Source organism: Exiguobacterium acetylicum (assembly GCF_022170825.1).
GTDB lineage: Bacteria > Bacillota > Bacilli > Exiguobacteriales > Exiguobacteriaceae > Exiguobacterium_A > Exiguobacterium_A acetylicum_B.
On record NZ_CP081878.1, the window covers coordinates 1,964,536 to 1,978,381 of the forward strand.

Sequence of the window (13,846 nt, forward strand, 5' to 3'; positions counted from 1 at the left end):
TCCCTCCTGATGAAAAAACGACTCAGTGGACCAGGTATTGGTCAATCTGAGCCGCTTGTTTGTTAAATCTCCATGATGATCGGAAGAATCATTGGGCGGCGTTTCGTCTGTTCGTAAAGATAAGCACTCAGTTTATCTCGAATTAACGATTTCATTTCCGTCCAATCCAATTCTCCGTTTAATTTACCTTGTAGTTGTTTCGCAACGATTCGGTTCGCTTCGTTGATCATATCCTCTGATTCGCGCATGTACACGAATCCGCGAGAGATGATTTCTGGTCCCGAGACGATCGTCTTGTTTTTCCGACTAATCGTAATAACACAGAGGACGACACCATCTTGCGACAACAAGCGACGATCGCGAAGAACGATGTTTCCGACGTCACCGACACCAATTCCATCAATCAAGACGTTTCCAGCGTTGACCTTGCGTGACATCCGCGCTTTACGTTTCTCAAACTCAACGACATCACCATTTTCAATGATGAAGATGTTGTTCGCATTGACACCCACTGTTTGCGCCAGACGACTATGCGCCTTTTGCATCCGGAATTCCCCGTGGATCGGTAAGAAGAATTTCGGTTTGATCAAGTTAAGCATCAATTTTAAGTCTTCTGCATGACCGTGACCGGACACGTGTACTTTTCGTTGGTTGTAGATGACGTTCGCACCTGCACGGAATAATAGATCGATTGTTTTCGAAACCGACTTTTCATTCCCTGGAATCGGCGAAGCTGCAACAACGACCGTATCGTTCAAGCGAATATTGACTTGCTTATGCGCGTTACGTGCCATTCGTGTCAAAGCTGCCATCGGCTCACCTTGCGACCCTGTCGTCAAGATGACAACTTGGTTATCGTCGAGGCGATTGATGTCAGACAGATCAATCAATGTTTTTTGTTTGAAGCGTAAGTAATTCAAACGCTGTGCCACTTCGACGTTGTTGACCATACTCCGACCGACGACTGCTACTTTTCGATTGTTCGCTTCTGCTGCTGCAAACACTTGTTGCAACCGATGGATATTTGAAGCGAATGACGCGACGATGACACGACCTGGTGCCTCATAGATGACATCGTTCAGTTCAGAACCGACGATCGATTCTGATCCAGACATCCCTGGTCGCTCTGCATTCGTCGAGTCAGACAGTAAGCAAAGTACTCCCCGTTGACCAATCGCTGCAATTTTCCCGAAGTCTGCCTGTTTTCCATCGACCGGTGTGTAATCGAACTTGAAATCCCCCGTATGGACGATAGCACCTTGAGACGTTTGAATACAAACCCCGACTGCATCCGGAATCGAATGGTTGACCCGGAAGAACGTAATAAAATGACCTGCAACGGTTAATTTCGTCTTGGCATCAATTGGACGAAGATCTGCCTTTTTCAATAAACCGGCTTCTTTTAATTTGTGTTCAATCAAACCGAGCGTTAAACGTGTTCCGTAAACCGGTACCTTCAAGTCACGTAAGACGTAACTGAGTGCCCCGATATGATCTTCGTGACCATGGGTAATGAAAATCCCCTGAATCCGCTCTTTGTTTTCTTTTAAATAACTGATGTCTGGAATGACTTTATCGATTCCAAGCATCTCGTCTCCTGGGAACATTAATCCGGCATCGATGACGAAGATGTCCTCGTCGAGTTCGACGACGTACATGTTCTTCCCGATCTCACCGGCGCCACCAAGAGCAAAGACGCTTACTTTTTCCGTCTTCTTCTTTGACACAACATGACCTCCTATAATTCATATTCACTTTTTGTGAGCCGTCCACTTATCACTATCACTATTCTAGCCGAATTTTCACAATCTGCCAACAAAACGACTAGGAAATCTAAAAAAAACGTCATTCCTGCCACATTACTCCAGGAATGACGTTGATCATGTATTCAACAGGTCTTCGACTTCTTCCGTTCGTTTTGCTTTTTCCGAACGACTTGGACGTTCCCCATCCTTCAGTTCGTCAAGCGAATATCCGAACGTCATCTCGAAGTGAGGATAGTCGACGAATCGTTTCCAATCGCCTCCCCATTCGAAACCAAGTGCTTTACCAATATCAGCGACTTCACGCCAGTCACTTTTCCCTGACCGATTCCCATCGTACTCAAGATCGTACGAAATTTGTCCATTCACAAGCTGTACGAAATCGATGGCGAGTCCATAATTATGCATTGATTCGCCACCGCGTGCATTCGTGACGACTTCGCCCGCTTTAGAACGTCCCTGTTCATAAAGCGCGTTCTGTTGCTGAATCGAGCGGTACCCTTGCGTAATCTTGATGTCGATATTGTAGCAAGAGTGGGCAACACGGATCAGATCTTTTGCTCCTGCTTCGACAGCTGGGTGGAGACGTTTCAGGTTCGCTTCGCTTGCGTTAATCAACCGATTTTCACCCGCTTCGTCTCGTGGACAACTCTCGATTCCGAGCTCCGGCTGATCCATTAAAATCGTCGGCATCCGATTCATGGATGCCGCAAGAAACAATCCAACCGCAAACATCGTCAATAAAAACACGATCCAACCGAAGATTGTCCCCCGTTTCATTAGCGGCGAAGTTTCTTCCGAAGTTTTTGTAGAATCGGTAATCCTGTTTCAAGTAATAGATACAAGGGACGATTGAGCACGTAATCGAACTCACCAATCTTTTCGATCATCCGACTACCCCAACCTGATTTAAAAGCATAGAGTCCCGCGTAATGATCATCCGGGTCTGTCGAACCACTGACTCCACCGAAGTCATATGAGAGCGCACCATGTTCTTTTGCATATTGCATCATCGTCCATTGCATCAAGTGGTTCGGCATGAACTCCCGGTACTCGTTTGACGATGCGCCGTATAAGTAATACGACCGGCGACCGGCAAGCGTCAATAAACCACCAGATAAGATGACACCGTTTGGATGTTTCGCAGCAATCGTCATCAATTCCGTCTTCGACTTCTCTGCTTTTTCGATTTGTGCCGTCGTCTGTTCCAAGCGATTGTTTAAGCTCTTCAACTTCTTCTCAGCTGTTTCTTTCTCGAGCTGACGATGAATCTTCGAGAGTTCCTTATCCGCTTGAAGCAATAACGCTTCCGTGTTTTCAAGCGCCCGAACGACGTCGAGTTTCGTTAAGAACAAAACAGCGTCCCCTTGTGGATGCAGATGATCGTAAAGATTTTCGAAGTAATCCAGACCACGGATCGAGAAACCATCCCGCTCGCCCGTCTCGACCATCAGTTTCGCAAATGTTTTGAGTCCTTCGCGATCGACTTGTTCGCAAACGATACCTTTGCGTTCAGCAAGGCGGACATTATAACGAAACTTCGAATGGAAACCGTCGAAGATTTCTTTTTCTGTCCCTTCAAGACTCGTCTCCATCGTAAAGCGTGGTTGCGCATAGTCAAAGCCACCACCGAAGCCATTATGTTTGAACCCGAGTTCTTGCATCTCCTGTAACAGTCCAGGATATTCTTCTCGCTCGACGTTTGGATCAAATTTAATCGCAATCGCCTTATGTTGTTTTGCGACACGAATCGCTTCGTCACGAAGGGCACGGAGTGCGTCCGTATCCGTATAATCGACGACGAAACCACGTGGCGCATAACAAAGCGTAAACGGTAACTTCGGTACTTTCTTGAATAAGAGCAGCCCGACTCCGGCAATCTCACCGGAAGTCGTTCCGACCGCAATGCGTTCATGTGTCCATCCAGTTGCGCTCTTGACTTCGCCCCACGCTGGAAGCTGAAGTAAATCGCCTTTTGGATGTGTTTTTACGAATGTTTCAAATTGATCTATGGTTACAACGATTGGTTGATAAGTCACTTCTGTTCCTCCATTTGCCGTATCATCTCTTTGACGATGACTTCCTCATCGAGAGGGATTTTCTCATCCCCAATGATTTGATATTTTTCATGGCCCTTACCGGCTAAGATGACGATATTGTCTGGTCGCGCAAGACGGGCTGCGTAACGGACTGCCTCTTCTCGATCGCCGATTTCGACGAATTGATCGTGTGTCATCCCTTTTGCAATGCCGGACGTAATCGACTCATATGCTTCATACCGTGGATCATCCGTCGTGATGACAACTGTTCCTGCATAGGTCGAAGCAAGTTCACCCATCTTCGGTCGTTTCGTCACGTCACGGTTTCCACCTGTTCCGATCAGGAACACGATATTCTCTTTCGGTACGTCGACAAGTGCTTTCAGACATTGTTCAATACCGTCTGGCGTATGTGCATAATCGACATAGACGTTATACCCGTCGATCGGCAAACGTTGCATCCGCCCTTTTGCCGGACGGATCGCTGAGATGGCTCCTGCAATCGTCGCTAAATCATATCCGCAAGACAAAAGAATACCAGTTGCTAACAACAGATTGTAGACATTAAAACGACCGATGAAGTTCGCCGTGACATCGACTTGTTCTTCCTTGTACAGCATCGTGAATGTCGTTTGTTGAAGCGACTGATTAATGTTCGTCGCTCGAAGATCCGCCATATTGTCAATACCGTACGTCATGACACGAGCGCCTGTCATCATCTCATACAGTTCACTCGTTTTATCATCGGCGTTCAAAACTGCGACTTTTTCTGTCGTCAGCCGTTGTCCAAGTTGTGCGAATAACAACCCTTTTGCGCGCGCGTAATTTTCAAACGTTTTATGAAAATCGAGGTGGTCATGCGTTAAATTCGTAAATCCAGCGACGTCGTAATCCACACCCGTCACCCGGCCAAGCTCTAATCCATGCGAAGATACTTCCATGATGACATCTTGGACATCTTCTTCGTGCATCTGGTGGAGAAAGGCTTGCAGTTCAGAACTTTGAGGTGTCGTATTACGGCTTGGTACGACGCGGTCACCAATCTTGACTTCAACCGTCCCGATGATGCCCGTCTTCCGACCAAGGTGCGCTAATATATCACGGACGATCGTCGTCGTCGTCGTTTTCCCATTCGTTCCTGTAATACCGATCATCCGCATCTTTTCAGAAGGATAATCATAGAATTTGCCAGCCAACTCGGCAATGGCACGTGATGTACTGCGAACAAGAATGACAGGAATCGACACGTCGACCGGTTGTTCTGCAACAATTGCGACCGCTCCTTGTGCTTCCGCCTGTTTGGCATAGTCGTGCCCATCAACAGTGTACCCTTTGATGGCAACGAACAATGTTCCCGGTTTAACATCCCGTGAATCGGTCGTGATGGACGTAACATCCACCTCTACCATTCGTTCGATTTTTTGCGTCTGTATGACTTGAATCAGTTCAGCTAAATTCAACGGTATTCCTTCTTTCTCGACATCGTCATTTCATGTGTTACATCTATTCCGTTCTACTGTCATGCTTCCTCTTCATCATCGTCTGCCGGAAGAATATAGGCCTTTGCCGGTTCCTCCGAAAAAATGTACTGAATTAATCCTTCGATATCCGACGGACGAATTCGTTCGACATCCGCTAACACTTCTTCAAGTGACGGATGACGGTGCAAGTGCAACTCATTCCGTGCATTTCGGTTCATATGGCTCGAAGTACCTTCGTTTCCTAAGATGAGAGAGCCTTTCAGCTGCTCAATTCCATCTTCAAGTTCCTTAGCTGATAATCCATCCTGCTTCAATCGATTAATTTCAGCTGCTAGTACCTGTTCGACTTCTTCAACCGATTCCGGTGACGTACCGACATAGATCGTAAACGTTCCGTGATCGTCAAACGTCGTGTAATAAGAAAAGACTGAGTAGGCAAGACCACGTTCCTCTCGAATCGATTGGAACAAACGACTCGACATCGTTGCACCGAATGCATTATTGAGTAAGGCGAGGGCAGGCAAACGTGGATCAGCAGAAGGAATCGCACGGAAATTATAACAAATATGTGCCTGTTCCGTATCCTTTTCCTTACGAATCACACCATTTTGTAACCTTGGTGACGTCGTTTGACGTGTTTTCTCGCGTGATACAAGAATCGACATTCGCTCCGTAATCTGCGCAATCAACTCATCTGTTACGTTTCCGGCAACGGAAATGACGATTTGATCCGGTGCATACGCTTCTTCAAGGTACTGTCCAATCATCTTCCGATCAATCCGAAGCACACTCTCCTCCGTTCCAAGAATCGGGCGTGCCATGACATCCTCACCGTATGCTGCGATCGCTAGCAGTTCGTGGACGAGATCATCCGGTGTGTCATCGTACATTTTAATCTCTTCGATGACGACCTTTTTCTCTTTTTCTAGTTCATCTGCGTCAAACGTCGATTCGAGGAACATGTCCGATAACACCTGGAAGGCTTCTCCCGCATGCTCATCCAATGTCTTGACGTAATAACACGTTTGATCCTTACTCGTGAACGCATTAATATTTCCACCAAGTCGGTCAAAGTAAACCGCAATCTCTTTTGCCGTATGGCGTTTCGTTCCCTTGAACATCATGTGTTCGATCAGATGACTGATGCCATGCTCCTCGATGTGTTCTGTTCGACTTCCTGCTTGAATGAAGATGCCCGTCGCAACGCTGCGTGCTTCTGGCATTCGTTCGACGATCAGTCGAACCCCGTTTTCTAGTTGTATCCGTTCGATCATAGTAATTCCTCCAAATATAGGAAACAAGGTGGCTCTCGTTGCATTCTCTGCACCGTCGAGCCACCTTGGATTCATTAGTTACGACGTGGTGGACGTTGTCCGTCACGTGGTGGGCGTGAACCCTGGTCCCGGCGTGGCGGGCGGTTCTCACGCTCTGTCTTTTTCTTTTCTTCGTATGCGGCACGATCTTCTTCGCTTAAGCCTTCAACGAGCAAGACTTTGTGCGAAGCGTTAACGCGACCTTTGTCATCGATTTCCGTAACACGGACTTTTAGCTTATCACCAAGTTTGACGACATCTTCCGTTTGACCAACACGGTTAAGTGCAAGTTCCGAAATGTGGACGAGGGCGTCTTTTCCTTTGAACAATTCGACGAATGCACCGAATTTCTCAACGCGACGAACCGTTCCATCGAACTCTTCTCCGATGACGACTTCACGGACGATATCTTCGACCAATTGACGGGCACGATCAATGCCAGCTTGATCCGTCGAAGCGATGAAGACTGTTCCGTCTTGATCGATGTCAATCTTAACGCCAGTTTCATCGATGATACCGTTGATGACTTTACCACCAGGTCCGATGACATCACGGATTTTATCTGGATTGATTTTGAGTGTGACGATTTTCGGCGCGTATTGCGACAATTCGACACGTGGTTCAGCGATGACAGTTTGCATATGCTCAAGAATGTGCAGGCGACCAAGACGTGCTTGTTCGAGTGCTTCTTCAAGAATTTGACGCGTGATTCCGCCAATTTTCATATCCATTTGTAAAGCTGTGACACCTTCGTGTGTTCCAGCGACTTTAAAGTCCATATCGCCGAGATGATCTTCCATCCCTTGGATATCTGTCAAGATCGAATAATTGTCGCCTTCCATGATCAAGCCCATCGCAATACCAGCAACAGGTGCTTTGAGTGGAACACCCGCATCCATCATGGCAAGAATCGAACCACAGATTGAAGCCTGTGATGAAGAACCGTTCGACTCAAGAACTTCTGATACAAGACGAATCGTATACGGGAAATCGACTTCATTCGGAAGAACTGGTAAGAGTGCGCGTTCTCCGAGTGCACCGTGACCGATTTCACGACGACCTGGTGCACGCATCGGACGTGCTTCCCCGACTGAGAATGGCGGGAAGTTATAGTGGTGCATGAAGCGTTTCTCTTCTTTGAGACCAAGTCCATCGATGATTTGAGCATCACCTGCAACACCAAGTGTCGCAACAGACAAGACCTGTGTCTGACCGCGTGTGAACAAACCTGAACCATGTGCACGTGGTAAGAGACCGACTTCTGAATCGAGTGGACGAATCTCAGCAAGACCACGTCCATCTGGACGCACTTTGTCTTCTGTGATGAGACGACGGACTTCATCTTTGACGAACTTGTTGAGAACGCCTGATACTTCTGCCAGTTGTTCTGCCGTGACTGACTCGTCAGCTGCATACAACTCGATGTATTTTGCGATGACTTCATTGATGGCGATGTCACGCGCTTGTTTTTCTTCGACTTGAACCGCTTGTGTGACTTCTGCCAATGCTTCTGCTTTCAGGCGATTGACGATTGTCTCATCGAAGCTTGATACCGTATATTCAAATTTCTCTTTACCGACTTGGGCAACGATTTCTTCTTGGAAAGCAATCATTTCCTTGATGACATCGTGTCCAAGTAAGATCGCTTCAAGCATCGCTTGTTCCGATACTTCCTTCGCACCTGCTTCAACCATGTTGACGGCATGTTTTGTTCCGGCAACTTGGAGATCGATGTCGCTAACTTCCATTTGTGCTGAAGTCGGGTTCACGACGAATTCTCCGTCGACGCGACCGATCGTAACACCTGCGATTGGACCGTCGAATGGAATATCTGAAATCGAAAGCGCAATCGAAGCACCGATCATCGCTGCAACTTCTGGTGAATTGTCAGCATCTGACGAAAGAACCGTTGTCGCCACTTGTACATCGTGACGGAAACCGTCTGGGAATAATGGACGGATCGGACGGTCAATCAGACGCGAAGTCAGAATTGCACTCTCTCCTGGACGTCCTTCACGTTTAAGGAATCCACCTGGGATTTTCCCTGCCGCATATAGTTTTTCTTCATAGTTCACTGTTAATGGGAAGAAATCTAAGTCCTTCGGTTGTTTTGATGCAACGACCGTAGCAAGAACGGCTGTATCGCCGTAACGAATCAATGCTGCTCCGTTCGCCTGTTTTGCTAATTGACCGATTTCAATCGTTAATGGACGTCCACCGAGTTCGGTCGAAAACGTCTGTTTTGTTTGTGACATGCACAAATCTCCTCTCACTGCTATCCGTTTTTTCATTCAAATCTAATTATGTAGGTTCTTGCGCAAAAAGTCCATGAATCGGCAAAAAAAAGAAACAGGAGACGATGCTCCTGCTTCCCTACCTCGTTCTCGTCGGGATTAGCGACGGAGACCAAGACGCTCGATCAACGAACGGTAACGTGCAACATCCTTGTTACGAAGGTATGTGAGCAAGTTACGGCGACGACCGACCATTTTCAAGAGACCACGACGTGAGTGGTGATCCTTTTTGTGTGTACGTAAGTGATCGTTCAAAGTTGTGATTTGTTCAGTCAAAACAGCAACTTGTACTTCCGGCGAACCAGTATCGCCTTGTTTCGTAGCATATGCTTCGATAATTTCGTTTTTACGTTCTTTTGTGAGTGCCATTGTCACTCCACCTCCATCTTATGAATGACCGTATTCCCGAGCATCGGATGGTGAGACCAGATGCCAAGTGAATCGGCTGTACGTGATCGTACTGACCTATCATAACGAACCCTGTCCGTACTGTCAAACGCTTAATCGTGCATTTGCCTCTTCGCGATCACGCGCTAATTGTTCTTTCAATTGATCGATACCGTTAAATGCTTTTTCATCACGTAGATAAGCAATCCATTCAAGTGTCAGCTCTTGACCATAGAGGTCTTCGTCAAAATCAAGGAGATGTGTCTCGATACTGACGTCTCCCGTCTCATAGAATGTCGGCCGTCTCCCGACATTCGTCATCGCCTTGAACCGACGACCGTCTGCTAAGCGAACGAATGTCGCATACACACCGAGTTTCGGAATGACGTAAGAAAATTCAGGGCGCATGTTGGCTGTCGGAAAGCCGATTTGCCGCCCACGTGCGTCACCGTGAATGATTGTTCCTTTGATTTGATAGGGTTCACCGAGTAAATGCGCAGCCTGTTCGACTTCACCCGCAGCAAGTAAACGACGAATCCGGGTCGAACTGATTTTTTCCGCTTCTTCTTGAAATTCTGCTACGACGGTGTGTGTAAACGTACCCCGACTGTGGAAATCAAGTGTCGTCATTTTGCCTGCTCCGAAACGACCATAGGAATAATCAAATCCAGCGACAACGTGTTCTGCACCGGACGCAATCAGATATTCGTCAACGAAAGCTTGCGGTGACAATTCCGAGAAGGGAATCGTAAACTCGATCACGTAAACTCGATCGGCACCGAGCTGTTCGATTTTCTCTAATTTACGTTCAAGCGGCGTGATGTAACGGACCGGTTCGTCGCCTTTACCAAGTACTTGTTTCGGATGCGGATCAAACGTCATGACAGCTAAAGGAAGGCGACGAGCCTCCGCCTCTTTCCGAGCTGCTGCGATGACTTGCTGATGCCCGAGATGTACGCCGTCGAAAAAGCCGAGTGCGATGACAGCAGGGGCTTTTTGAGGCTGTTCCGGATATGTCAAATGTATGATGTCCATGATGCTCTCTCCGATCTTAATCGATTTGTAGCATGACCTCGACGCGTGCTACCTGTTCTTCTGGAAGACGTCGATATAGCGCTAAAGGTACGTCTTCTTCATTATAGACAGTAAACAGCTCGAATTCGACTGGAATGCTCGTCAGCTTCGCTCCATTTAAGACACGCTGTGCTGTCGACGCATCGACTGTCAAGCGTGGCCATTTTTGAATGACGTGTTCAATCGGTAGAACGTGTTGCATCCGTTCTTCAACCGTCTCATACGATTCAAGCGTCTCAAGTGTCACGGTATCCGTCTCAGCGATGGCGCCAGAGCCTGTCCGGCGTAGTTCACTCATGTGTGCCGCGTAACCAAGTCGTTCTCCGATCTCGACCGCTAATGTCCGAATATACGTCCCTTTTCCACAAGCGATATCAAGACGGAAGCGACAGAGACCGTCTTCAAATACAATATCTGATGTTCGTTCTAGTCGATCGATGCGGACGATGCGCGTCGGACGCTCAACTTCAATTCCTTTTCGGGCATATTCATATAATTTTTTCCCATTCACTTTAACAGCTGAATAATATGGTGGTGTCTGCTCGATCTCTCCTGTCAATTGAGTCAAGATGTCCGCAATTGCTTCCTCGGTAATACTTCCCGGTTCAACCGCTGTTTCGCGAACTGTTTCTCCGTGCGCATCTTCCGTTGTCGTCGCAAAGCCGATCGTCACTTCTGCTGCGTAGCGCTTTCCTTCATCCGTGATGAAGCGGGCAAGCTTCGTCGCTCGACCAAGACAAATCGGTAAGACTCCCGTTACTTCCGGGTCGAGTGTCCCTGTATGTCCAACTTTTTTCGTCTGAAACAAGCGACGTAGACGAAAGACACAATCGTGACTCGTCATACCCGCTGGTTTATCTAACGGTAATACTCCGATAGGTTCCACGTTATTTCCTCCTTGAAAAAAGGCAACCACACACGTGGCTGCCTTAGGTGTTAATCTTTGTTCAAATTCCGAAGCAACTCATCAATGCGTGATCCGTATTCGACAGAAGAATCGACCTCGAACAATAGTTCAGGTGTTTTCCGTAGACGAATCCGCGATCCGATTTCCTTGCGCATGAAGCCTTTTGATCTTTCGAGACCGATGCGCGCATCCTCACGTGCTTTATCGTCACCGAGGACCGAGTAGAAGATCGTCGCTTGTTGTAAGTCTCCTGTCACTTCGACACCTGTGACGGTAATCGTCTTGACGCGAGGATCCTTGACATCTTTGATGAGCAGTTGCGTAATTTCCTTACGCATCTGTTCGGCGACACGATTCGAGCGTAAACTCATAGTTATTCCCTCCAGTTCGGAAGAATGGATTCCGTTCTGTTACTTCCGTTTAACTTCTTCCATGATGAACGCTTCGATGACATCATCGACTTTGATATCATCATATTTTTCAATCTTAATTCCACACTCATAGCCAGTAGCGACTTCTTTGACATCATCTTTGAAACGGCGAAGCGTATCGAGTTTTCCTTCGTAGATGACGATACTGTCACGTACGACACGGACGCCTGCATCACGTGTTAACTTACCTTCTGTGACATATCCACCTGCGATCGTACCGACTTTCGATACTTTGATGACATCGCGGACTTCAGCTTGACCGATGATTTTCTCAACGAATTCAGGATCAAGAAGACCTTTCATCGCTTGCTCGATTTCTTCGATCGCATTATAGATGATCCGGTGAAGACGAATTTCGACTTTCTCCTGATCTGCCATCGATTTCGCGTTACCATCTGGACGGACGTTGAATCCGATGATGATCGCATTCGCTGCCGAAGCAAGGATGACGTCACCTTCCGTGATGGCACCGACACCTGAGTGTACGATGTTAATTTTAACACCTTCGACATCAATTTTCTTCAATGAACCGGCTAAAGCTTCAACTGAACCTTGTACGTCACCTTTGATGATGATGTTGAGGTCTTTGACTTCGCCTTCTTTGATGCGGTCGAAGAGATCTTCTAAGCTGACTTTCGCCGAATCACGACGTTGTGCTTCGATTTCGCGTTGGTAACGCGCTTCACCGATTTGACGGGCTTTTTTCTCATCTTCGAATGCGAAGAATTGATCGCCCGCTTTCGGTACGTCGTTCAAACCTGTGATTTCGATTGGCGTCGATGGTCCAACTTCTTTGACACGACGACCGATATCATTGACCATTGCCCGGATACGACCGAATGTATGACCGACGACGATTGGATCACCGACACGGAGTGTACCGTGTTGAACGAGAAGTGTTGCAACTGGTCCACGTCCTTTATCGAGTTTCGCCTCGATGACTGTTCCGCGACCATGCATGTCTGGTGTTGATTTATATTCTTGAACTTCTGAAACGAGAAGAATCATTTCGAGCAATTCATCGATTCCGTCACCTTTAAGTGCTGAAACCGGTACGAAGATCGTATCGCCACCCCAGTCTTCTGCAACGAGTTCGAACTCTGTCAATTCTTGTTTGACACGGTCTGGGTTAGCACCCTCTTTGTCCATCTTGTTGACAGCAACGATGATTGGAACACCAGCTGCTTTCGCGTGGCTGATTGCTTCTTCCGTTTGTGGCATGACACCGTCATCCGCTGCAACGACGATAATCGCGATATCCGTGACATCTGCTCCACGTGCACGCATCGTTGTGAACGCCGCGTGACCTGGTGTATCAAGGAACGTGATTTTCTTACCGTCGATCTCAACTTGGTACGCACCGATGTGCTGTGTGATCCCGCCGGCTTCGCCTGCAGTGACCTTCGTGTTACGGATCGAGTCGAGCAATGTCGTTTTACCGTGGTCGACGTGTCCCATGATCGTAACGACCGGTGGACGCTCAGACAATTCGTACTGATCAAGGTTTAATTCGTATTGATCAAAGTCCGTCTCATCGACTTGGACTGTCTTTTCAACTTCAAAACCAAACTCTGTTGCGAGCAGTTCGACTGTCTCGTCATCAAGATCTTGGTTAATCGTCGCCATGACACCGAGTCCCATCAATTTCATGATCAGTTCATTCGGTTTTTTCGCCATTTTTTCAGCGAGTTCACCGACTGTCAAGTTGTCAGAGTATTGAACAACGTTTGCCATCGCCTCTTCTTGCGCCCGGCGAGCTGCTTTCCGTTGACTCGACTTCGAGTTCGGATCTGCTACTTCGAGTTTACGTGGTTCTGCTTTCTTTTGGTTCGGACGACGTTTGCCGCCACGGTTGTTACGGTTGCCGAATTCTGGGCGTCCGCCTTTGCTGTTACGTGATTGGTTACCTGCTGGTTTGTTTGTACTTCCTGGTCGGTTCGGTTTATTATCTGATTTCACTTGTTTTGGAGCCTCCGTCTTTTGAGCCCGATATTTCTCGGGATTAAATACTTGATCGAGTTGCTGTACTGTCTGTTCATCTAATACTGCCATATGATTCTTGACTGGTTTCTCCAGCTTTTCAAGCTGGGTGATGACCTGCTTACTTGTTACGTTTTGTTCCTTGGCGAATTCGTATACACGTTTACCCAAAGGATC

General features: G+C 47.4%; 11 protein-coding genes. All 11 read right to left on the bottom strand.

Going from position 1 to position 13,846, the window contains the following annotated elements; all coding sequences use genetic code 11:
- Window positions 1-62: 62 nt before the first annotated feature.
- The 11 genes from K6T22_RS10455 to infB all read right to left on the bottom strand — a co-directional run bounded on the left by K6T22_RS10455 (window position 63) and on the right by infB (window position 13,840).
- Window positions 63-1,727, bottom strand: coding sequence for a ribonuclease J (locus tag K6T22_RS10455; protein WP_023468670.1), 1,665 nt, complete (start codon window positions 1,725-1,727; stop codon window positions 63-65).
- Window positions 1,728-1,880: 153 nt separating this feature from the next.
- Window positions 1,881-2,543, bottom strand: coding sequence for a M15 family metallopeptidase (locus K6T22_RS10460; protein WP_238237009.1), 663 nt, complete (start codon window positions 2,541-2,543; stop codon window positions 1,881-1,883).
- Complete coding sequence (locus tag K6T22_RS10465; protein ID WP_238237011.1) at window positions 2,543-3,802, bottom strand: lipid II:glycine glycyltransferase FemX; 1,260 nt, start codon at window positions 3,800-3,802, stop codon at window positions 2,543-2,545. The genes K6T22_RS10460 and K6T22_RS10465 overlap by 1 nt, the downstream gene beginning before the upstream one ends.
- The gene (locus K6T22_RS10470; protein WP_238237013.1) at window positions 3,799-5,262 is read right to left on the bottom strand and encodes a UDP-N-acetylmuramoyl-L-alanyl-D-glutamate--2,6-diaminopimelate ligase; all 1,464 of its coding nucleotides are present in this window, start codon (window positions 5,260-5,262) and stop codon (window positions 3,799-3,801) included. Before K6T22_RS10470 ends, K6T22_RS10465 begins: the two co-directional genes overlap by 4 nt.
- Before the next feature lie 59 nt (window positions 5,263-5,321).
- The gene (locus tag K6T22_RS10475; protein WP_238237015.1) at window positions 5,322-6,557 is read right to left on the bottom strand and encodes a M16 family metallopeptidase; all 1,236 of its coding nucleotides are present in this window, start codon (window positions 6,555-6,557) and stop codon (window positions 5,322-5,324) included.
- 74 nt (window positions 6,558-6,631) lie between these two features.
- Entirely contained in the window at window positions 6,632-8,851 is a 2,220-nt protein-coding gene (pnp, locus tag K6T22_RS10480) for a polyribonucleotide nucleotidyltransferase (RefSeq protein ID WP_238237016.1), read from the bottom strand.
- A 138-nt stretch (window positions 8,852-8,989) separates the two neighbouring features.
- Window positions 8,990-9,259 carry a 30S ribosomal protein S15 gene (gene rpsO, locus K6T22_RS10485; protein WP_023468676.1) on the bottom strand — a complete coding sequence of 90 codons (270 nt, stop codon included), beginning with the start codon at window positions 9,257-9,259 and terminating at the stop codon, window positions 8,990-8,992.
- 123 nt (window positions 9,260-9,382) lie between these two features.
- A complete protein-coding gene (locus K6T22_RS10490) occupies window positions 9,383-10,312 on the bottom strand; it encodes a bifunctional riboflavin kinase/FAD synthetase (RefSeq protein WP_238237018.1) in 930 nt (309 codons plus the stop codon).
- 16 nt (window positions 10,313-10,328) lie between these two features.
- A complete protein-coding gene (gene truB, locus K6T22_RS10495) occupies window positions 10,329-11,237 on the bottom strand; it encodes a tRNA pseudouridine(55) synthase TruB (RefSeq protein ID WP_283205681.1) in 909 nt (302 codons plus the stop codon).
- A 50-nt stretch (window positions 11,238-11,287) separates the two neighbouring features.
- Window positions 11,288-11,629 (bottom strand): 30S ribosome-binding factor RbfA, encoded by a 342-nt coding sequence (gene rbfA, locus K6T22_RS10500; RefSeq protein WP_053453763.1) that lies wholly within the window; start codon window positions 11,627-11,629, stop codon window positions 11,288-11,290.
- A gap of 39 nt (window positions 11,630-11,668) precedes the next feature.
- On the bottom strand, window positions 11,669-13,840 hold the full coding sequence (infB, locus tag K6T22_RS10505) for a translation initiation factor IF-2 (RefSeq protein WP_238237020.1): 2,172 nt from the start codon (window positions 13,838-13,840) through the stop codon (window positions 11,669-11,671).
- Window positions 13,841-13,846 lie beyond the last annotated feature (6 nt).

What these genes read in the sequence shown, in the direction of transcription:
- rpsO (WP_023468676.1), bottom strand. Translation starts at nt 9,259, where the DNA reads ATGGCACTCACAAAAGAACGTAAAAACGAAATTATCGAAGCATATGCT.
- K6T22_RS10460 (WP_238237009.1), bottom strand. Translation starts at nt 2,543, where the DNA reads ATGAAACGGGGGACAATCTTCGGTTGGATCGTGTTTTTATTGACGATG.
- K6T22_RS10490 (WP_238237018.1), bottom strand. Translation starts at nt 10,312, where the DNA reads ATGGACATCATACATTTGACATATCCGGAACAGCCTCAAAAAGCCCCT.
- K6T22_RS10475 (WP_238237015.1), bottom strand. Translation starts at nt 6,557, where the DNA reads ATGATCGAACGGATACAACTAGAAAACGGGGTTCGACTGATCGTCGAA.
- pnp (WP_238237016.1), bottom strand. Translation starts at nt 8,851, where the DNA reads ATGTCACAAACAAAACAGACGTTTTCGACCGAACTCGGTGGACGTCCA.
- rbfA (WP_053453763.1), bottom strand. Translation starts at nt 11,629, where the DNA reads ATGAGTTTACGCTCGAATCGTGTCGCCGAACAGATGCGTAAGGAAATT.